Source organism: Pseudomonas sp. PDM32 (assembly GCF_019219225.1).
GTDB classification, from domain to species: Bacteria; Pseudomonadota; Gammaproteobacteria; order Pseudomonadales; family Pseudomonadaceae; genus Aquipseudomonas; species Aquipseudomonas laurylsulfatiphila.
This window is the reverse complement of the sequence record NZ_JAHUWE010000014.1, coordinates 176,810-195,859: the sequence shown is the minus strand read 5'-3', so window position 1 is coordinate 195,859 and position 19,050 is coordinate 176,810. Positions and strand designations below refer to the sequence as shown.

Annotated in this window: 14 protein-coding genes and 1 pseudogene; 4 read left to right on the top strand and 11 right to left on the bottom strand. The window is 60.7% G+C overall.

Annotated features, from left to right (window positions below):
• Window positions 1-27 precede the first annotated feature (27 nt).
• The 3 genes from KW846_RS24995 to hutU form a co-directional block, all read right to left on the bottom strand.
• The gene (locus KW846_RS24995) at window positions 28-996 is read right to left on the bottom strand and encodes an ABC transporter substrate-binding protein (protein ID WP_104451133.1); all 969 of its coding nucleotides are present in this window, start codon (window positions 994-996) and stop codon (window positions 28-30) included.
• Between the two features lie 69 nt (window positions 997-1,065).
• Entirely contained in the window at window positions 1,066-2,535 is a 1,470-nt protein-coding gene (locus tag KW846_RS24990; RefSeq protein ID WP_218485892.1) for a cytosine permease, read from the bottom strand.
• 139 nt (window positions 2,536-2,674) lie between these two features.
• A complete protein-coding gene (hutU, locus tag KW846_RS24985; protein ID WP_218475790.1) occupies window positions 2,675-4,342 on the bottom strand; it encodes a urocanate hydratase in 1,668 nt (555 codons plus the stop codon).
• A gap of 452 nt (window positions 4,343-4,794) precedes the next feature.
• Here hutU and KW846_RS24980 point away from each other — a divergent pair, with 452 nt between their 5' ends.
• Window positions 4,795-6,432 carry a methyl-accepting chemotaxis protein gene (locus KW846_RS24980; RefSeq protein ID WP_218485891.1) on the top strand — a complete coding sequence of 546 codons (1,638 nt, stop codon included), beginning with the start codon at window positions 4,795-4,797 and terminating at the stop codon, window positions 6,430-6,432.
• Between the two features lie 6 nt (window positions 6,433-6,438).
• On the opposite strand, the gene KW846_RS24975 is transcribed toward KW846_RS24980, so the two are convergent.
• Together KW846_RS24975 and hutC are read right to left on the bottom strand one after the other, a co-directional pair.
• Entirely contained in the window at window positions 6,439-7,011 is a 573-nt protein-coding gene (locus tag KW846_RS24975; protein WP_218485890.1) for a HutD family protein, read from the bottom strand.
• A gap of 10 nt (window positions 7,012-7,021) precedes the next feature.
• The gene (gene hutC / locus KW846_RS24970) at window positions 7,022-7,732 is read right to left on the bottom strand and encodes a histidine utilization repressor (protein WP_162135916.1); all 711 of its coding nucleotides are present in this window, start codon (window positions 7,730-7,732) and stop codon (window positions 7,022-7,024) included.
• A 146-nt stretch (window positions 7,733-7,878) separates the two neighbouring features.
• Here hutC and KW846_RS24965 point away from each other — a divergent pair, with 146 nt between their 5' ends.
• Entirely contained in the window at window positions 7,879-9,243 is a 1,365-nt protein-coding gene (locus KW846_RS24965) for a formimidoylglutamate deiminase (RefSeq protein WP_218485889.1), read from the top strand.
• Between the two features lie 120 nt (window positions 9,244-9,363).
• Here the strand turns inward: KW846_RS24965 and KW846_RS24960 are convergent, their stop codons facing one another.
• Together KW846_RS24960 and KW846_RS24955 are read right to left on the bottom strand one after the other, a co-directional pair.
• Window positions 9,364-9,933, bottom strand: coding sequence for a lipocalin family protein (locus tag KW846_RS24960; RefSeq protein WP_218485888.1), 570 nt, complete (start codon window positions 9,931-9,933; stop codon window positions 9,364-9,366).
• 30 nt (window positions 9,934-9,963) lie between these two features.
• Window positions 9,964-10,218 (bottom strand): hypothetical protein, encoded by a 255-nt coding sequence (locus KW846_RS24955; RefSeq protein ID WP_007975531.1) that lies wholly within the window; start codon window positions 10,216-10,218, stop codon window positions 9,964-9,966.
• A gap of 284 nt (window positions 10,219-10,502) precedes the next feature.
• On the opposite strand from KW846_RS24955, the pseudogene KW846_RS30575 reads away from it, so the two are divergent.
• Window positions 10,503-11,537 (top strand): annotated as a pseudogene (locus KW846_RS30575) (cache domain-containing protein); the annotation flags it as partial.
• Between the two features lie 93 nt (window positions 11,538-11,630).
• Window positions 11,631-12,395, top strand: coding sequence for a methyl-accepting chemotaxis protein (locus tag KW846_RS30570; protein ID WP_371317842.1), 765 nt, complete (start codon window positions 11,631-11,633; stop codon window positions 12,393-12,395).
• A 133-nt stretch (window positions 12,396-12,528) separates the two neighbouring features.
• Here KW846_RS30570 and KW846_RS24945 read toward each other — a convergent pair whose 3' ends face one another.
• The 4 genes from KW846_RS24945 to KW846_RS24930 form a co-directional block, all read right to left on the bottom strand.
• The gene (locus tag KW846_RS24945) at window positions 12,529-13,131 is read right to left on the bottom strand and encodes a DUF924 family protein (protein ID WP_218485886.1); all 603 of its coding nucleotides are present in this window, start codon (window positions 13,129-13,131) and stop codon (window positions 12,529-12,531) included.
• A gap of 3 nt (window positions 13,132-13,134) precedes the next feature.
• On the bottom strand, window positions 13,135-14,145 hold the full coding sequence (locus KW846_RS24940; RefSeq protein ID WP_034148565.1) for a class 1 fructose-bisphosphatase: 1,011 nt from the start codon (window positions 14,143-14,145) through the stop codon (window positions 13,135-13,137).
• Between the two features lie 272 nt (window positions 14,146-14,417).
• On the bottom strand, window positions 14,418-15,791 hold the full coding sequence (locus KW846_RS24935; protein ID WP_218485885.1) for a DUF3999 domain-containing protein: 1,374 nt from the start codon (window positions 15,789-15,791) through the stop codon (window positions 14,418-14,420).
• On the bottom strand, window positions 15,788-18,991 hold the full coding sequence (locus KW846_RS24930; RefSeq protein WP_218485884.1) for a DUF2339 domain-containing protein: 3,204 nt from the start codon (window positions 18,989-18,991) through the stop codon (window positions 15,788-15,790). Before KW846_RS24930 ends, KW846_RS24935 begins: the two co-directional genes overlap by 4 nt.
• Between the last annotated feature and the right edge of the window lie 59 nt (window positions 18,992-19,050).

The following is a 19,050-nucleotide window of genomic DNA, read 5'->3' as shown; positions in this document are numbered from 1 at the left end:
CGTTGCCGGCAGCCGGAGAAGCCCAACCTACAAGGCCGCGTCGATTTTCTTGGCTGCGTCTTCGCTCACCCACGCGTGCCAGACTTCAGGATGTTCCTTCAAGAAGATCTTGGCCAGTTTTGGCGACTCGATCCGCTCTTTGGTCATGCGTCCCAGGTTCTGGTTCAGCAGGTCGATCGGCACGTTGACCTTTTCCAGCACGGCCACCAGTTCCGGGGCTTCGTCGTGGAAGGTCTTGGACAGGCCGACCTTGATGGTCACCGTCTTGTTCACGCCTGGTTTCTCTTCGAGTTTCACCACGTCGACCTGGCCCATCAGCGGGGTTGGCGACCAGTAGTAGAACAGGATCGGCTCGCCACGCTTGTAGCTCGACAGCACGGCGGCATCCAGCGCCGGGCCGGTGCCTGGGCGGAAGTTGGTGTAGGTGCTTTCCAGGCCGTAGCTCTTCAGCATTTCGCTGTTGTCGAGTTCACAGGTCCAACCGGCCGGGCAGTTGTAGAAACGCCCCTTGGACGGCTCTTCGGCGTCCTTGAAGATCGCCGAATATTTGCCCAGGTCAGCAATGTTCTTCAGGTCCGGCGCCTTGGCTTCCAGCTTGCGCTTGGCGTCGCCTTCGATCACGTAGCGCGGCACGTACCAGCCTTCGATCGCACCCACCACTGGCGCGCCGACACCGACGACCTTGCCGGCCTTCTCAGCCTTGTTCCAGACTTCGCTACGGCCGACCCATTCTTCGGCAAACACTTGAATATCGTTGCTGCTCAGGGCGTTTTCCATGGTGATGGAGTTGCCCGGCAGGCTGTCAGTCTTGCAGTCGTAGCCTTTCTCCAACACGACTTGCATCACGTCGGTCAGCAGCATGGCGCTTTCCCAGTTCAAACCGGCGAATTTCACCGGTTTGCCCGACTCGCACCAACCCGCCGCCTGAGTGGCGCCAGCGCTGGCCAGCAGGCCCATGGAAAGCAATGTGGTCAGCAGGGTCTTGTTCGATTTCATTGTTGTGACGCTCCTAATCATGAATTGGCTTACGGCAGTCAAGAGGCATCCAGCCCTGTCCACGTCCAATCAGGCCTGCGCCGCAGCGCGACCGACATTCAGCTTTTGTTCGGTGATCGCGTCCTGCTCGACCGGCAGGATCAAACGATCAGGCACTGTGCCGTGCCATTTTTTCGCACACAGGTAATACAGGGCTGCGGGAATCACCAGACCGATGATCCAGGAAATATCCACATCACCCAGGGCCGCCACCAGCGGACCGGTATAGAACTTGGTGGAGATGAACGGCAGTTGCACCAACACGCCGAACACATAGACGCTGATACCGAGAAGATTCCAACGACCGTAGCGACCTTTCGGATCGGCCAGCGCCGGCACGTCATAGCGCTCGCGAGTGATGCAGTAGTAGTCCACCAGGTTGATCGCACTCCATGGCGTGAAGAATGCCAGCAGGAACAGGATGAAGGACTTGAACGCACCGAGGAACGAGTGCTGGCCGAGCAATGCCATCAGGGTCGCAGCACCGACGATGACCAGCACGAAGACCAGACGCTGCAAGCGCGTGACCTTCAGGTCTCCACGGAAACCGCTGATGATGGTCGCGATGCACATGAAGCTGCCATAGGAGTTCAGTGTGGAAATGGTGACCTTGCCGAACGCGATGCTGAAGTACAGCAGCGCAGCGGTGACACCGGTACCACCCAGACCCACGATGTACGCCACTTCGTGGCCGGCGAATTGCCCGTTGGCCGAAGCGGCAGCGAACACGCCGAGGACCATCGCCACCTGTGCACCAATGACCGAACCTGCACCTGCGGCAAAAAAGGTTTTCACCGAGGAAATCTTGCTCGGCAGGTAGCGAGAATAGTCAGCCACATAAGGGCCGAAGGCGATCTGCCAGGACGCCGCGAGCGACACCGCGAGCAAGAAGCTGCTCCAGCTGAAATGGCGGATTTGCAACAGAGCGCCAACGTCAACCTGGCTCATCAGACGGCTGAACAGATAAACAAAGGCAATCACACCAATGACGCTGGCCACACGGCCGATCCAATGGATCACCCGATAACCGAGCACCGTGACCAGCACGATGACACTGGCGAAAAGGAGGATACCGACGGTGTCGCTGACGCCAAACAACTGGCCCAGCGCCTGGCCGGATAACACGGTTCCCGTTGCGGTGAAGCCCAGGTACATCAAGCAGACCAGTACGATCGGGATGGCCGCGCCGTACACGCCGAACTGTACCCGGCTGGAAATCATCTGCGGCAGGCCAAGCTTGGGGCCTTGCGCCGCATGCAACGCCATCACACCGCCACCGAGCAATTGCCCGATCAGCAGGCCGATCAGCGACCAGAACACATCACCGCCCAGCACCACGGCGAGCGCCCCGGTGACAATCGCGGTGATTTGCAGGTTGGCACCCATCCACAGGGTGAATTGGCTAAACAGACGACCGTGTCTTTCCGCTTCCGGGATGTAGTCGATCGAGCGTTTCTCGATCAACGGTTTACTGCCTGCACGCTCGCTGTTGACAGCCATGGTTCAACCTCTATGGATTGTTATTCTTGTTAACTCAATCCCTGTAGGAGCTGTCGAGTGAAACGAGGCTGCGATCTCTTGTTTTTAAAAGATCAAGATCAAAAGATCGCAGCCTTCGGCAGCTCCTACAGGGAAAGCATTATTTACCGGTAATCATCGGCAGGTTCAGACCTTGTTCCTTGGCGCAATCGATGGCGATCTGGTAACCGGCATCGGCATGACGCATAACGCCAGTGGCCGGGTCGTTGTGCAGCACGCGAGCGATACGCTCGGCCGCTTCGTCGGTACCGTCGCAGACGATCACCATGCCCGAGTGCTGGGAGAAGCCCATGCCGACGCCGCCGCCGTGGTGCAGGGACACCCAGGTCGCACCGCTCGCGGTGTTGAGCAGGGCGTTGAGCAGTGGCCAGTCGGACACGGCGTCGGAACCGTCTTGCATCGATTCGGTTTCGCGGTTCGGGCTCGATACCGAGCCGGAGTCCAGGTGGTCACGACCGATCACGATCGGCGCCGACAGTTCACCGCTGCGCACCATTTCGTTGAACGCCAGGCCCAGCTTGGCGCGCAGGCCCAGGCCAACCCAGCAGATACGTGCCGGCAGGCCCTGGAAGCTGATGCGCTCGCGCGCCATGTCCAGCCAGTTGTGCAGGTGGGCGTCGTCCGGGATCAGCTCTTTGACTTTAGCGTCGGTCTTGTAGATGTCTTCTGCGTTGCCCGACAGCGCAGCCCAACGGAACGGGCCAATACCGCGGCAGAACAGCGGACGGATGTAGGCCGGTACGAAGCCAGGGAAGTCGAATGCGTTTTCCACGCCTTCTTCCTGGGCCATCTGACGGATGTTGTTGCCATAGTCGAAGGTTGGCACGCCCATTTTCTGGAAGTCCAGCATCGCTTTGACGTGCACGGCCATCGATTGCTTGGCGGCCTTGATCACAGCGGCAGGTTCAGTCTTGGCACGAGCGCGGTACTGGTCCCAGGTCCAGCCGGCCGGCAGGTAACCGTTGAGCGGGTCGTGGGCGCTGGTCTGGTCGGTGACCATGTCCGGACGCACACCGCGCTTGACCAGTTCCGGCAGGATTTCAGCCGCGTTACCCAGCAGCGCGATGGAGATCGCCTTGCCTTCTTTGGTGTACTTGTCGATACGCGCCAGCGCGTCGTCGAGGTCTTTGGCTTGCTCATCGACATAGCGGCTTTTCAGACGGAAATCGATGCTGACCTGCTGGCATTCGATGTTCAGCGAGCAGGCACCGGCCAGGGTTGCCGCCAGAGGCTGGGCACCGCCCATGCCGCCCAGACCAGCGGTCAGGACCCACTTGCCCTTGAGGTTGTCGTTGTAGTGCTGGCGACCGGCTTCGACGAAGGTTTCGTAGGTGCCCTGGACGATGCCCTGGCTGCCGATGTAGATCCAGCTGCCGGCGGTCATCTGGCCGTACATGGCCAGGCCTTTGGCGTCGAGTTCGTTGAAGTGTTCCCAGCTCGCCCAGTGCGGTACGAGGTTGGAGTTGGCGATCAGCACGCGCGGGGCGTTGGCGTGGGTCTTGAACACGCCGACCGGCTTGCCGGATTGCACCAGCAGGGTTTCGTCTTCGTTGAGGTTGGTCAGGCTTTCGACGATCTTGTCGTAGCATTCCCAGTTACGGGCAGCGCGACCGATACCACCGTAAACCACCAGTTCCTTAGGGTTCTCGGCGACTTCCGGGTCGAGGTTGTTCATCAGCATGCGCAGCGGCGCTTCGGTCAGCCAGCTCTTGGCGGTCAGCTTGTTACCGCGGGCAGCGCGGATTTCAACGTCACGAAATTTAGTCACGAAAAGAACTCCTCAGCAATCAATCCAAAACCAACCCAGGCAGTGGGCGAGCAAGCCAATGGGCATCAGTGCACACCGGCGAATCAGTGGACGATGGTTGAGTCCTCGTGACTCATACGCATACGTCTTTACTTGTACATACAAGCATATGCAATCAAGCGGCCAACTTGTTGGATGAGCATTCAAGAAAAACTCTGAAACGGCTGGAGAGCTCTTGGAACAAGGGTTCTGGGGAAGATGAAATATTTTTCGGGGAGTTTTTGTGGCGAGGGGACTTTGTTACTTGAGCGGGGTTTTGCGCCACGCTGGGGCGTTCGGTAACACCTGATGCCCAATTAAGCGCATTCCAGAAACACCCTACAACATCATCAGAAACATCTGACTCCACCTCAATCAATCCTCGCCGACTTCACGAGCAAGCCCCCTGATGTCACTTCTGCGAGGAACCCGTAATGAAACAGTGGAAAGTCCAAACCCACCTGCTCCTGCTTGCCGGCATTCTCCTGAGCAGCCTGACCGGCATCGGCGCACTCGGCCTGTACGGAATGCGCGCTACGGTCCAGGGACTGGAGACGGTTTACCTGGACCGGGTCATTCCGCAACAGGACCTGAAGAAAATCTCCGAGCTGTATTCAGTCCGGATCGTCGACGCTATCCACAAGGCCCGCGATGGCATCCTCAGTGGCGTCGATGCAGCGCAGCAGATACGGCAAGCGATGCTTGAAATCGAACCGCTCTGGCGCACCTTCCTGTCGACCCGACTGGTTGATGAAGAGGTGCAACTGATCAACGAAATCACACCGCTGATGCAGGCGACCAAAGTACCGCTCCAGCGTTTGCAGGCGGCCTTGAACCGCAACAACGCCGCCAGTCAGAGCCTGGAGCAGTTCGCAACACACCAGCTTTACCCCTTGATCGACCCGCTGACCTCACTGTTCTCGCAGCTGACGGATGCTCAATTGAAAGAAGCCCGCCATCAGTTCGAGCACAGCCAGGCACTCTATGAGATCAATATGAGGCTGATGGCCGTGGTCCTGGCTCTGGCACTGTTGTTTGGCAGTCTTTATGCCCTGCTGTTCAGCGCCAGGCTGGCGCGATACCTGGGCGCCGAGCCTCACGAACTGGCCAGTATCAGCACAAAGATTGCCCAGGGCAGGCTCGGCGATCCGGTGAACAGTAACGCGAAGTCAACGGGTGTCATGCAATCGGTCGAGGCCATGCGGCGCAGCCTGGCCAGCATGATCGGCAAGGTGCGCGAGGCCTCGCAGCAAATCGAATCCTCTACCCTGAACCTGAGCATCTCGTCTGAACAAGGCCTGAAACAGGCGGCCGAGCAAAATGGCGCGGCCTCTTCCATTGCCGCCGCCGCGGAACAGATGTCAGCCAACATTACACACATCGCCGAGAACGCCGCGCAGGCGCACGACACCACCCTAAAGGCCGAACAGATCACCGCTTTCGGCATTGCCACCATGGAACGCTCTATCCTCGAGATGCAGCAGATCGCCCAACTGGTGACCCAGACGTCGGATGAAATCGACCAATTGACCCTGCACTCCAACGCCATCGGGAAAATTGTCGGCATGATCCACAGCATTGCCGAACAGACCAATCTGCTCGCACTCAATGCCACCATCGAAGCGGCGCGGGCCGGTGAACAAGGACGCGGGTTTGCCGTGGTGGCTGACGAAGTGCGGGAGCTGGCAACCCGCACGACCCGCTCTACCGCCGAGATTGTGGTGCTGGTGAGCGCCATTCAAAGCGGCATGAGAAAGGCCAACAGCAGCATGAACACTGGCCGCGAGCGCGTACTTCAGGGCCAACAATTGATCGACAGCGCCGGCGCGTCGATGAGTGATGTCAAGACCGCGCTCAGCGCGTCACTCAATGCAGTCAGCCAGATCTCCAATGCCTTGCAGGAACAGCGTGAAGCCAGCGAAGACGTGGCGCGCAATGTGGAAAGCGTGGCGCAGCGGGTCGAGGAGAATGTCGCGGCGCAACAAGAGGCGGTACAAACCATCCAGGCACTCAAGCAGATGTCGAGTGAGCTGGAGGCGACCGTTCGAGGTTTTACCCTCGAACGGGAATGACCGGGATCAGTCGCGCGAGGTCAGTTCGATCACGCAGCACAGCCCTTTGATGGCGACATCCAGTAATCCGGCATCAGCCTCCAATTGCAGGCAATCATGACGACCCAATTGCTGGTCGTTGTTATCGACCGACACCTCAACCTGCTCACTCATGCTGAACACCAACACCGTGCCCGCCGAACTGAAAAACCGCTGCTCGCCCGACAACCACTGCAACCGCGCGCTATAACGCTGCGGCGCGTAAATCAGGTTGAAATCGCGGATCGGACCACCGAGCAATATGCAGGACACCTTGCTTTCACCGCTGAAGGCAAACGGGTCCAGCGGTAACAGTGGCCGTGTGCTCTGGCCATCCACCGTCAGGGTCATGCCGTCGCCCTGCAACACGGTGATGATCCGCTCGTAACCGGCAAAAGTGGAAAACCCGCCCGACTCGCCAATGTCGGCAATCGACAGGCGCCAGCCGAAGCCATCCAGCCCAGTGCCAGCATCGCGGGTGATTTCTTCGGTGCTGCCGCCGCCGTTTTTCCACGGCATGCGCGGGTAATCCTTGGCGCGTAAAACCTTTGCGTTACTCATTTATGGCTCTCTATTTATGAAACCGACCTTCCAGGCGATGACGGGAACCAGGGTGGATCAAGCGAGCGGCGGTCACCGGCTGGCGGCCGGACCAGGTGCGGCGACGGATCAGCAGGCACGGCTCGCCTTTTTCAATCTGTAGCAATTTGCATTCGGACGGCTCGGCCAGGATCGCCTCGACCACGTGCTCGCCTTCGGTCAGCGGCGCGACCTGGTTCAGGTAGGCGTAGGGCGTTTGCAGGGTGAAGTCCTGCTTGAGGTAATCCGGCGCCACCAGCGCGTTGACGAAACGGTCTTCGATCTGCACCGGAATATCGTTTTCGAAATGCACGATCAGCGAATGGAACACCTTCTGCCCTTCGCGCATGTCCAGGGCCAGGGCGCGCTCGGAGCCGGCGGCCTCTTCTTCAAGGGTGATGACCTTGCAGGTGTGGCGATGACCGCGGGAAGCGATTTCGTCGGCGATGTTGTGCACTTCGAACAGCGCGGACTGGCTTTTCGGCTCGGCGACGAACGTACCGACGCCTTGCATGCGCACCAACAGGCCATCGGCGGTCATCTCGCGCAGGGCACGGTTGATGGTCATGCGGCTGAAGCCCAACTGGCTGACCAGCTCACTTTCCGACGGAACGCGGTAGTGCGGCGGCCAGTTTCCACTGTCGATTTGCTGGGTGATCATTTGTTTGACGCGGGCGTACAAGGGCGCCGGACTGTCGCCCATGTTCGCGGCCAACGGAGAGACTGGAGGCGGAGTCGGCACGGTTAATCCTTGGTCGTTTGGATAGGGTTGCTAGCTTGCCGGAGTTTACCGGGCAGGCAAACGTCTGTATATGTATATACAAATAACACACGATGGGGTGCTTAACCATGTCCGCCTTCTTTGCCGAACGCGCGCTGCTGCCTAGTGGATGGGCCAACAATGTACGTCTTGAGGTCAGCGCCGATGGCGTATTGACCCATATCCAGGCCGATTCTCATGCAGATGGCGCCGAGCGGTTGAGCGGTCCGCTGCTGCCTGGCATGCCGAACCTGCACTCCCACGCCTTCCAGCGGGCCATGGCCGGGCTGGCGGAAGTGGCGGGCAATCCGAACGACAGTTTCTGGACCTGGCGCGATCTGATGTACCGCCTCGTCGGAAAAATCAGCCCGGAGCAACTCGGCGTCATCGCCCGTCAGCTGTACATCGAAATGCTCAAGGCCGGTTACACCTCGGTCGCGGAATTTCATTACGTACACCACGACATCAGCGGCCAACCTTATGCCGACCCGGCTGAACTGGCCCTGCGTATCAGCCAGGCCGCAGGTTCCGCGGGCATCGGTTTGACCCTGTTGCCGGTGCTCTACAGCCACTCCGGTTTCGGCGGACAGACCCCGAACGAAGGCCAGCGCCGCTTCATCAACAGCACCGAAAACTACCTCAAGCTGCAATCGCGCCTGCAACCGGTCCTGACGCAGCAACCGGCGCAAGCCCTGGGCCTGTGTTTCCACTCGTTGCGCGCGGTCACGCCGCAGCAGATCAGTGAAGTGCTGGCAGCCAGCGACAAGCAGTGCCCGGTGCACATCCACATCGCCGAGCAGCAGAAAGAAGTCGACGACTGCCTGACCTGGAGTGGCCGTCGTCCGCTGCAATGGCTGTACGAGAACGTCGACGTCGATCAACGCTGGTGCCTGGTCCACGCGACCCACGCCAACCCGGAAGAAGTCACGTCGATGGCCAAGAGTCGCGCCATCGCCGGCCTGTGCCTGACCACCGAAGCCAACCTCGGCGACGGGATCTTCCCGGCGGTGGACTTCCTCGCTCAGGGCGGCCGCATGGGCATTGGTTCCGACAGCCATGTGTCATTGAGCGTGGTGGAAGAATTGCGCTGGCTGGAATACGGCCAGCGACTGCGTGACCAACGGCGTAATCGTTTGTATGGCGCGGAGCAGCCGATGGTCGGGCGCACCCTGTTTGATGCCGCGCTGGATGGCGGCGCCCAGGCACTGGGCCAGCCGATTGGCGCGCTGGAAGTCGGCAAGCGCGCCGACTGGCTGGTACTGGACGGCAACGATCCGTATCTGGCAACAGCCAGCGGCGACGGGATTCTCAACCGCTGGCTGTTTGCCGGTGGCGATCGTCAGGTGCGGGATGTGCTGGTGAACGGCCAGTGGGTAGTGCGTGACGGGCGCCATGCTGATGAAGAAGAAAGCAATCGCGCCTTCACCCAAGTCCTGCGCGAACTTTTAGGCTGACACTCAAAGAAAATGTGGGAGCGAGCCTGCTCGCGAAACCGGTGTATCAGTCAACAACTCAGTCAACTGACATACCCTCTTCGCGAGCAGGCTCGCTCCCACATTGGTTTTGCGTATTTGTCAGTTGGACGTCTTGGCCATCTGCTGTTCCGACGCCCGCCAGATCAACCGGGTGGTGTCATAACCCTGCTGACGCGCCTTGCTCAGCAGTTCCTCGCGCACCACTCCATTCACGGTCGGTGTGCGCGACAACAGCCACAAATATTTCCGGCTCGGATCACCGACGATGGCAGTCTTGTAGTCATCGCTGACGTACAGCACCCAGTAATCGCCCTTCGCCGTACCCGGGATCAGCCTGGAAAACCAGGTATCGAACTCGACCTTCAGCTTGTCGTTCTTGCCCGGCACCTCCGGATAAGCCGTGCCCTTGACCTCCTCCCATTGCCACTGCGCTGTCAGGCAGCGGTTCAATACCGCGACGTTGCCATCGGGTTTCAGCGTGTAATGGGCCTCGGATTGCGCGCAGTCTCGCTGGAAGTACATGGGCAGACGGGCCAACTCGTACCAGGTGCCCTGGTAGCGCTTGAGGTTGACGTTTTTGGCCGTCTTGGGCGCCAAAGGGTCCGGGCCAGACGTGGCACAGCCAGCCAACACCAGGCCGGCAAAAAGGATGATCAATAACCGCTTCATTATTTTTCTCCCGTGGGCGATCGCCCCGGTTTACTTCAGGCCTTGGCCGGAAAACATCAACACTTTGTCACCGGCGAACTGCACGCTGATAAAGCTGTTCTTGTCGCCCCAGGTGCAACTGGACATGCCGAGCGCGCCTGAACAATCGGCGGGTTTGCCCAACAGGGTCTCCACATCGGCCTTGGCCATGCCGGCGGAGAGCTTCGAGTAGTTTTCCTGATTGACCTTGCTGCAGGCAGCGAGCAATACGCAGAACGAAAGCAGGGCGATGGAACGCAGCGACATGGTGAAACTCCGGGGGGCGTAGGGGATTGGCATGGCTGCCAAGCTGAAGCTTAGAAGAGAAAACCCCTGTCTGGTTCCCTGCCCGGCAGGCTATTTATCGGGCCACTCGTCTGCCTTTTGCCGAAAATCAACCACTTTCCTCGTTCACCAAGCATTTCGTCGTTTTTCAGAATAATCCGCCTAATCTTTGGCGCCGTTCAGTCGACATAGATGCAATGCAATGCCACGTCGGTGGCATTTGCTCCCCCATTTTGTAGAACAGCCCCTCTGCGGTAGCTCATCCCATGACCAGAAACATGAAGTTCAGCCACAAGATCTTGCTGGCTGCCGCCCTCGTGGTGGCCGTCGCATTCGCTTGTTTCATCCTGTTCAACGACTATCGCCAGCGCGAAACCCTGCGCAACAGTACCGAAGCCTCGATGCAGGAACTCGGCAGCCTGACTACCAGCAACATCCAGACCTGGCTGGAAAGCCGCATGCAGTTGCTGCAATCGATGGCCCAACAGGTCAGCGCCGATGGCAATGCCCCCGCCGGTCTGAAACGGATCATCGACCTGCCCGCCTACACCGGCAACTTCCAGCTGAGCTACTTCGGTGGCGCCGACGGCGTGATGTTCTCGGTCCCGGCCGGCAACCGCTCGGCGGACTACGACCCACGTGCCCGTGGCTGGTACAAAGCGGCCAATAGTGCACAACAGACCATCGTCACCGAACCGTATATCGCTGCGTCCTCCGGCAAGCTGGTGATCACCGTGGCCACTCCGGTGCAACACCAGGGCCAGATGATCGGCGTCGCCGGCGCCGACATCGATCTGTCCAGCGTCAGCGCGATCATCAACTCGCTGAACTTCGGTGGCCACGGTCATGCGTTCATCGTCGGCGCCGACGGCAAGATCCTGATTCACCCGGACAGCAAGCTAGTGCTCAAGAGCCTGGCCGAGGCCTATCCGAGCGACACGCCGAAAGTCAGCCCAGGCCTGAAAGAAGTCGAGATCGACGGCAAACGCCAGTTCATCTCCTTCATCCACGTCAACGGCGTGCCATCGGCGGACTGGTACGTGGCACTGGTGCTCGACCAGGAAACGGCGTTCTCGATGCTCAGCGAATTCCGCACCTCGGCGATCATCGCCATGGTGATCGCCGTAGTGATCATCATCGCCCTGCTGGGCATGCTGATCAGCCTGCTGATGCAGCCGCTGCTGGCCATGGGCCGCGCCATGCACGACATCGCCGAAGGCGAAGGTGACCTGACCAAACGCCTGACTATTCACGGTCACGACGAATTCGGCGCGCTGGGGCTGTCGTTCAACCGCTTCGTCGAACGCATTCACACCTCGATCATCGAAGTGGCCTCGGCCACCGGGCAGGTCAACGAAGTAGCGCTACGTGTAGTGGCCGCGTCGAACTCGTCGATGTACAACTCCGACCAGCAAGCCTCGCGCACCAGCAGCGTGGCCGCGGCGATCAACCAGCTCGGCGCCGCCGCGCAGGAAATCGCGCAGAACGCCGCCCTCGCCTCGCAGCACTCCAGCGACGCCCGCAGCCTGGCCGAAGACGGCCAGCAGGTGGTGGATAAAACCATCGCGGCGATGCAGCAGTTGTCGGCGAAGATCAGCGACTCGTGCGGCAACATCGAAACCCTCAACAGCAACACGGTCAACATCGGGCAGATCCTGGAAGTGATCACCAGCATCTCCCAGCAGACCAACTTGCTGGCGCTCAATGCCGCCATCGAAGCGGCCCGCGCCGGTGAGGCCGGTCGCGGTTTTGCCGTGGTGGCCGATGAGGTACGCAACCTCGCTCACCGCACCCAGGACTCAGCGCAGCAAGTGCAGACGATGATCGAAGAGCTGCAAGTCGGCGCCCGCGCAGCGGTGGGCATCATGACCGACAGCCAGCGCCAGAGCGAAAGCAGCGTCGGCATCGCCAACCAGGCCGGCGAACGCCTGGGCAGCGTGACCCAGCGCATTGGTGAGATCGATGGCATGAACCAGTCGGTCGCCACCGCCACTGAAGAACAGACGGCCGTGGTGGAGTCGATCAACGTCGACATCACCGAAATCAACACGCTGAACCAGGAAGGCGTGGAGAACCTGCAGGCGACCTTGCGTGCGTGTGCCGATCTTGAGCAGCAGGCGGCGCGGTTGAAGCAGCTAGTCGGAAGCTTCAGGATCTAAGGCGCACTCACCGGCCCCTTCGCGGGCAAGCCCGCTCCCACAGGGATCTACGGCGGTCACAAGTTTTGTGTCCAACCAAATCAACTGTGGGAGCGGGCTTGCCCGCGAAGGCGACATCAGCCGCCATGAAGATCTAGAACCTCGACCCAGGCTTCGACAGAAACGCCAGTTCCTCAGCCGTACTCTCGCGCCCCAACACCGCATTCCTGTGCGGAAACCGACCGAATTGCGCAATCACTTTCTGATGCCTTTCGGCGAAATCCAGATAGTCGGCAAACAATGCCCGACCCTCTTCCGGCAACTGTGAAATCAGATTGATATAGCGCGAGACGCCTTCGTTCTGCACCGCCAGGTTCTCGCTGTGCTCGAACACCAGGTAGATGAACACCCGCTGAATCGGCTGCAACTGCCGGTCGAAATCCGCGGCAATGCCTTGCGCCACCAGTGCCTGAGCCCTGATGTCACCGGAAAAAGCCTTGGGAGAATCGCGAAAGATCATTCGCGGGAGTTGATCGAGCAACAGCACCAGGGCCAGCCAACCTTCGGGACGTTGCATCCACTCGGTCAATCCGCCGGCCAGTGCCTGCTCGACCCAGTCCCCGAAACGCTCACGCGCTTCGAGGTCCTGGCTGTCGCGCTTGCCGAACCATAACTTGCCCTTCTGCGCCGCCACTTCGCTCGCCGATCCGGAGCTTCCGAACCACCAATCAAGCAACGGCTGCCAGGGCGCGGTCATGGTTTATTCCTTGTGGTAAGCCGTGACGCGGGCCACTTCTTCTTTCGAACCGAGGAACACCGCCACACGCTGGTGCAGGCCTTCGGGCTGGATGTCGAGGATGCGCTGATGGCCGTCGGTGGACGCGCCGCCCGCCTGCTCCACCAGGAACGACATCGGGTTGGCTTCGTACATCAGGCGCAGCTTGCCCGGTTTGGACGGCTCGCGGCTGTCACGTGGGTACATGAACAGACCGCCGCGGGTCAGGATGCGGTGCACGTCGGCTACCATCGCGGCGACCCAACGCATGTTGTAGTTCTTTTTCAGCGGGCCTTCATCGCCGGCCAGCAATTCGCTGACGTAGCGCTGTACCGGTGCTTCCCAGTGACGCTGGTTGGACGCGTTGATGGCAAATTCCTGGGTACTTTCGGGAATGGTGATGTTCTCGTGGGTCAGTACGAAACTGCCCATTTCACGGTCCAGGGTGAAGCCTTTCACGCCGTCGCCCAGGGTCAGGATCAGCATGGTCTGTGGACCGTAGATCGCGTAACCGGCGGCCACTTGCTGGGTGCCTGGCTGCAGGAAGGCCTTTTCATTCAAAGGCTCGTTCTGGCTCAGGTACTCGTTCGGGCAACGCAGTACCGAGAAGATAGTGCCGACAGGGGCGTTGATGTCGATGTTCGACGAACCGTCCAGCGGGTCGAATACCAGCAGGTACGCGCCTTTCGGGTATTTGCCCGGGATCTGGTAGGCGTTGTCCATTTCTTCGGACGCCATGCCGGCCAGGTGACCGCCCCATTCGTTGGCTTCGAGCAGGATTTCGTTGGAGATCACGTCGAGCTTCTTCTGCACTTCGCCCTGGACGTTTTCAGTGCCCATGCTGCCCAGTACACCACCCAGGGCGCCTTTGGACACGGCGTGGTTGATCTCCTTGCAGGCACGCGCCACCACTTCGATCAGGAAGCGCAGATCGGCAGGAGTGTTGTTGCTGCGGGTCTGCTCAATCAAATAGCGACTCAAGGTAACGCGGGACATGGAAGGCTCCGGTGGAATGGGGGGCTAAAAACCCGCGCAGTTTAACGCGAGTCGGGGCGCATTTCCTCCTATCAGACGTGATCCGCCGAAGAGAGTTCATGCGCGGGGTTGAGCGTAGATGGAAATGGGCGGGGTGTGAGCCGGAAAGTAGCGCTCATCTCAGCATTTTTATTGACTGATATACCGCTATCGCGAGCAAGCCCGCTCCCACAGGAACAGCGCAATACCTGTGGGAGCGAGCTTGCTCGCGATTGGGTGCGCAGCACCCACGGTCAGGATTTGACAGAAGGCTTGCGCAGCAAACTGAAAGCCATCGCCGCCAGAAACACCACACAGAGCAGCAACACCGCCCACAACCCGAATTTCTTCCAGTGGCTGTCGACCGGCGCAGACGTGGCGCCAGCCGACGGCTGCGTCGCCACCGCCCCGACATCCACCAGGGCCCGACCCAGGGTCGCCAGCTTCTGCGGGCTGTAATCCGGAATCAGCGTCGACAGCGGCAAGTTCGCCGCCTTCGCCGCGGCATTCCCCACCACCAGCGTGTAAGGCCCCGGTCCACGTGCCAGAAACACCAGTTGCGTGGCGCGCATGGCAAACTTCAGCGTCGGCGCCTGATCACCCAGGCCGCCGCCGCGTTCGTCCACGGTCAGTTTCAATTGCTGGACGATTTGCCCAGACAACTGCAATTGGTTTTGCACCACGTCCTGACCATTCTGCGTCAGGCGATAGAGCAAACCGCTGCCCAACGGCTGCCATGGCAGGCTGCTGTCGCGCCGGCCGGCCAGGCTCACTGGCGCCAGGCTGTTGGGCTGGCTCAACTCGACCTGCACCCGCTCGACATTCAGCCCCATCGGCAACTGCCAGGTGTATTCACCCGCCTTCTCGGTGCTGCCGGCCAATGCCTGGGACCAGACCAACGGCAGCGGCAGGCTGCGGGTACTGGCGCTTTGCAGTTGCGCCGAAGTCAGTGTCGGCGCCGAATGCGGGGTGATCCACAGCAACCGCAGGTAACGCGCCGACTGGCCCGGCAGGTTGACCTCATGCTGTTCGACCCGCTCGTCGGAAAAGGTCAGGCGCGCTACCTGCCCTTCGCCCCAGGACTGCCAATGCTGCAGATCATCGCTGGCTTCGACGGTGAAACGCTGGAAGCCGTCGCGTTCGCTGGTCCAGTCGAGAATCAATTGCTGCAATGGCGCCTTGATAGCGGACGCGTCCAGCAACCAACCGCGCAACTCCTCCTCACCCGCCTCCAACTGACTGGAGGGCTGCACCTCGACCAAGGTGCCGTTGGTGCTCGATTGCACCCGCACACTCGGCGCCGTTTCAGTGGCGTCCACCGAGTTGTACAGCGGAAACCATTTCACCTCGGTCAAGGTACGCGTTTCATTGCTCCGCGCCGCCTCCCGGGCCAAGGCATAAGCCTGGACTTCACCCACGACGTTGAATACACGCACATCGCTCAGGTCAGCCTGCCGTGCATTCAGTTGTACGCTCAGGGGCAGTTCAAGGCGATACCAAGGTCCTTCGCCCGTTACCGACAAAGGCACTTGGGTGGTGAAGTCCGCCGGTTTTTCCTGGGCAACTGCCGACAACACCACACCCATGGCAACAATGCCCAGCCAACCCAGGTTCAGCTTCTGACTCAAGACGACACTCCTTGTGATTCCGGGACCGGTTTCCCGCTATCCGGCACGGCTTCGGCACGTTTGGGCGGTAGCGGAGCGAAATAACCCACCACCAGCAACAACACGCCAACACCAATAAACGACACGATCCGCGCCAGCCCGCCGCGATTGCTCAATTCGATAAAAAACAGCTTGGCCACGACCACGCCAATCAAGGCCGCACCGATCAGCCAGACTTCGCGACGGCGACGCAAATGGCCGCCGATCATCAGGCTCAGGGCCATCAAGGTCCAGACAATGGAAAGGCCGGCTTGTACCCGCATCGACTCCAGCAACAGATCCAGCTCGAACGGCACCGCGCTCCAATGGTGCGCCGTGCGCATCACCAACACCGTAAAGAACGCGAACAACGAGGCACCTGCGACCCCTTGCGTGGCGATGGCGGCGTAATCCTTGCGGACAGCCAGTTGGGGCATGGCGCTGCGCGACCAGACATAGACGCCGAACAACGCAAACAACAGGCCCAACTCCAGCGGGTTGATCAATGGCACGTAAGGCAGTGGCTCGGCGTTGCCCTCACTGGCGATATTTGCCAGCCAGAACCAGCCGAGCATCAGCAAGGCCAGCGGCGCAGCGGCGTACACGCGGTATTCCCGAGGATAGGCCGACACCGGCCAAGGCCATGCGCGAGGCGCTGCCATCAACACCAGATACAGGCTTGGCAGAATCGCCCAGCCCAACCAGCGCCAGGCGTTGTATTGCTCGGACAACACCAGCAAGGCGTAACGCAGTTCCAGCGCCAGCACGCCCATCAACAGCCAGCAACCGAGCACATGGGCGACGCTCAGTACGGGCGCTGGCAGCATGGGCGCCAGGCGTCGCAGGGAGATGAAATGCACGACGAACACGGCGGCCCACGCCAGCCAGCCGAAGTTGGCCGCCGGGTGATAACGCGAGTGCCAGGCCGCGAGCAGCACCAACGCCGCAGCGGGAATCAACACCGTGCCGAGTCCCCCCAGTGACGGCCATTTCAGGCGGAGCGCCAATACCGTCCACAGCGCAACACTCACGGCAGCGATGCCCAACAACAAAGTCGCCTGCATCGACTGCGGCGCAAAATGCAGCACTTCGATAACCCAGGCCAGCGCCCACCAGCCTGCACCCCACACCAGCAACGCCTGGGACAATCGCAACAGACTCAGCCCTGCGAACGCGGTGAACGAATGGCCGATCTGCAAACGCCAGGCCCCGACCATCGCGGCCAGCCCCAGCACCAGCGGCGCCCAGAACCCGCCATGGGCCAGGGGCTGCAGACCGTCACTGAACTGCGGCCCTGCCGTCAGGAACAGCGCGCCACCCAACAATTGCACAGCGAGCGCGGTGAATACGAACGTGCGCGATTGCAGGTACAAACCAACAAACAGCGTGAGCGCCCCGGCCAAGGCCCAACTGATCACCGTGCCGTGGCTGAAGAAAAACAAGGGTGCCAGCAAATAGAGAAACGCCAGCCCGAGACAAGCCAATACCGGCAGACCATTGAGCTCCCATGGCCTGATCTGCTGCGGCAAGGCTTTACGCAATTGGTAGAAGCTGAACAGCAACGCGACGCCCAGTAACAGCGCACCTAGCGGTACGCCGCCGAGCAGGCTGCTTTCACTGTCGTGCAGCTCGCTGAGAAACGCCAGCGCCGCCCCCAATTGCAGCAGCAAGGCAAAGGCCCGGCCCAGTGGCCTTTGTTGGCGCAGACCGAGCCAGAAGATCCCCGCGCCTTCCACCGCCCATGCGGCCGTCGTCCAGCGCGCATCGAGCCCCAGCGGTATCGCCAGGCTGGCGAAGATCACGCCCAGGGCCAGGCAGGTTTCCCCCAACAACAGCGTGCGCCCGACCATCAGCCAACGGGCAAGCCCCATGTAAATCATGCCCATTGCCAAGGCACTGAATGCAGCAGCGAATTCCAGATGCTGCACCAGCGCGAACTGCAAGCCGAAACCCGCCAGTGGCGGGCCGAACAGCAGCGTGCCGTCGACGTAGTCACCCTTGCGCGCCGACCAGCGCAGCAGTGCTTCGCGACTGTCGTCTGCGGGTGTATCGCCCATTTCCATCAATCTGCGCCGGGCGAACAGCAGACCAATGGCCAGGTACATCAGGAAAAACAAGATCAGAAACGGCTCGGTGCTCCACAACAGCTCCGGCGAGTAGGAGCGCAGGCCCCAGGCGAATCCGATGCCGAAGGTGCCGGTGAAGCCGATGACATTCAACAGACGCCAGGCCTTGAACCAGGCGATGGCGAAGATGCCGGCGTTGAGCAGGGTAAAGTAGCTGAACAGTGCGACATGGCTGCCGGCGCCGGTGGAGGCCAGGAGGGGCGCGGCGAATCCGCCCAGTGCGGCCGCGGCGGCCAGCCCCAGGGAATCCTGGGCAATGGCGAGAATCGCCGAACAGACCGTCACCGCCACCAGCAAGCCAAACCCCGCCGAGGGATCGAGCAACGGATGCAGGCGCATCGCGGCAAACACCGTCAGGTACATCACGGCGATCCCGGCACCCTGCAGGATCAACGCGTAACTGCTGTTGCGGGCCCTCAACCACCAACCCAGCCCGAGCAGCCCCAGTGCTGTGGCAGCCACGCCTGCGTAGCGCAACTCAACCGGCACCACCACGCCTTCAGTGGCATAGCGCAGCAGAAAGGCCAGGCCGAGGAACAGCAGCACCACGCCGACGCGCAACACGGTATTGCCGCCGAACAACCAGGCGCGGGCGCGACTGATGGCACGATCGATGAGATTAGGGCCACGCGGGGAGCCAGGCGATTGTGCTTCGCGAGCGGTCGGTTCTGGCTTCCAGGCATCGGCGGCCGGACGCCTGATTTCGCTGGCCGCTGCCTGGATCGGCTCGAGTTCGGGCGGCAGTTCCCAGATCAATTCCGTGGCTGCGGCAGGGGCTTCATCAAGGAAGGTTTCAGGTGAGACAAGCGGTTCGCGGGTTTCCGGCACCTTGACGCCCGATGCTTCGAGCAGCGTCAGCCGTTGCTCGACCGCCTGCAGGGCTGCCTGCGCCTGCTCCAGCAAACGCCGCTGCTCGACGGCCTGCGAGTCCATGCGCGCCAAGCGAAGGGCCTGGCCGATACCCAATCCGAGTAATGCGCCCAGCAGCGCATCGCTGAATGACTCGTCGAGTATCCAGCCGAGCACCAGCCCTATCAGCATGAACATCCATTGCATGGTCGATATCCCTAAGCGCATTGGCCAATCCGGAAAGATTAGCTCAGCCGTATCCATAA

What these genes read in the sequence shown, in the direction of transcription:
- KW846_RS24995 (WP_104451133.1), bottom strand. Translation starts at nt 996, where the DNA reads ATGAAATCGAACAAGACCCTGCTGACCACATTGCTTTCCATGGGCCTG.
- KW846_RS24990 (WP_218485892.1), bottom strand. Translation starts at nt 2,535, where the DNA reads ATGGCTGTCAACAGCGAGCGTGCAGGCAGTAAACCGTTGATCGAGAAA.
- KW846_RS24980 (WP_218485891.1), top strand. Translation starts at nt 4,795, where the DNA reads ATGAAACAGTGGAAAGTCCAAACCCACCTGCTCCTGCTTGCCGGCATT.
- KW846_RS24975 (WP_218485890.1), bottom strand. Translation starts at nt 7,011, where the DNA reads ATGAGTAACGCAAAGGTTTTACGCGCCAAGGATTACCCGCGCATGCCG.
- hutC (WP_162135916.1), bottom strand. Translation starts at nt 7,732, where the DNA reads ATGGGCGACAGTCCGGCGCCCTTGTACGCCCGCGTCAAACAAATGATC.
- KW846_RS24965 (WP_218485889.1), top strand. Translation starts at nt 7,879, where the DNA reads ATGTCCGCCTTCTTTGCCGAACGCGCGCTGCTGCCTAGTGGATGGGCC.
- KW846_RS24960 (WP_218485888.1), bottom strand. Translation starts at nt 9,933, where the DNA reads ATGAAGCGGTTATTGATCATCCTTTTTGCCGGCCTGGTGTTGGCTGGC.
- KW846_RS24955 (WP_007975531.1), bottom strand. Translation starts at nt 10,218, where the DNA reads ATGTCGCTGCGTTCCATCGCCCTGCTTTCGTTCTGCGTATTGCTCGCT.
- KW846_RS30570 (WP_371317842.1), top strand. Translation starts at nt 11,631, where the DNA reads ATGTACAACTCCGACCAGCAAGCCTCGCGCACCAGCAGCGTGGCCGCG.
- KW846_RS24945 (WP_218485886.1), bottom strand. Translation starts at nt 13,131, where the DNA reads ATGACCGCGCCCTGGCAGCCGTTGCTTGATTGGTGGTTCGGAAGCTCC.
- KW846_RS24940 (WP_034148565.1), bottom strand. Translation starts at nt 14,145, where the DNA reads ATGTCCCGCGTTACCTTGAGTCGCTATTTGATTGAGCAGACCCGCAGC.
- KW846_RS24930 (WP_218485884.1), bottom strand. Translation starts at nt 18,991, where the DNA reads ATGCAATGGATGTTCATGCTGATAGGGCTGGTGCTCGGCTGGATACTC.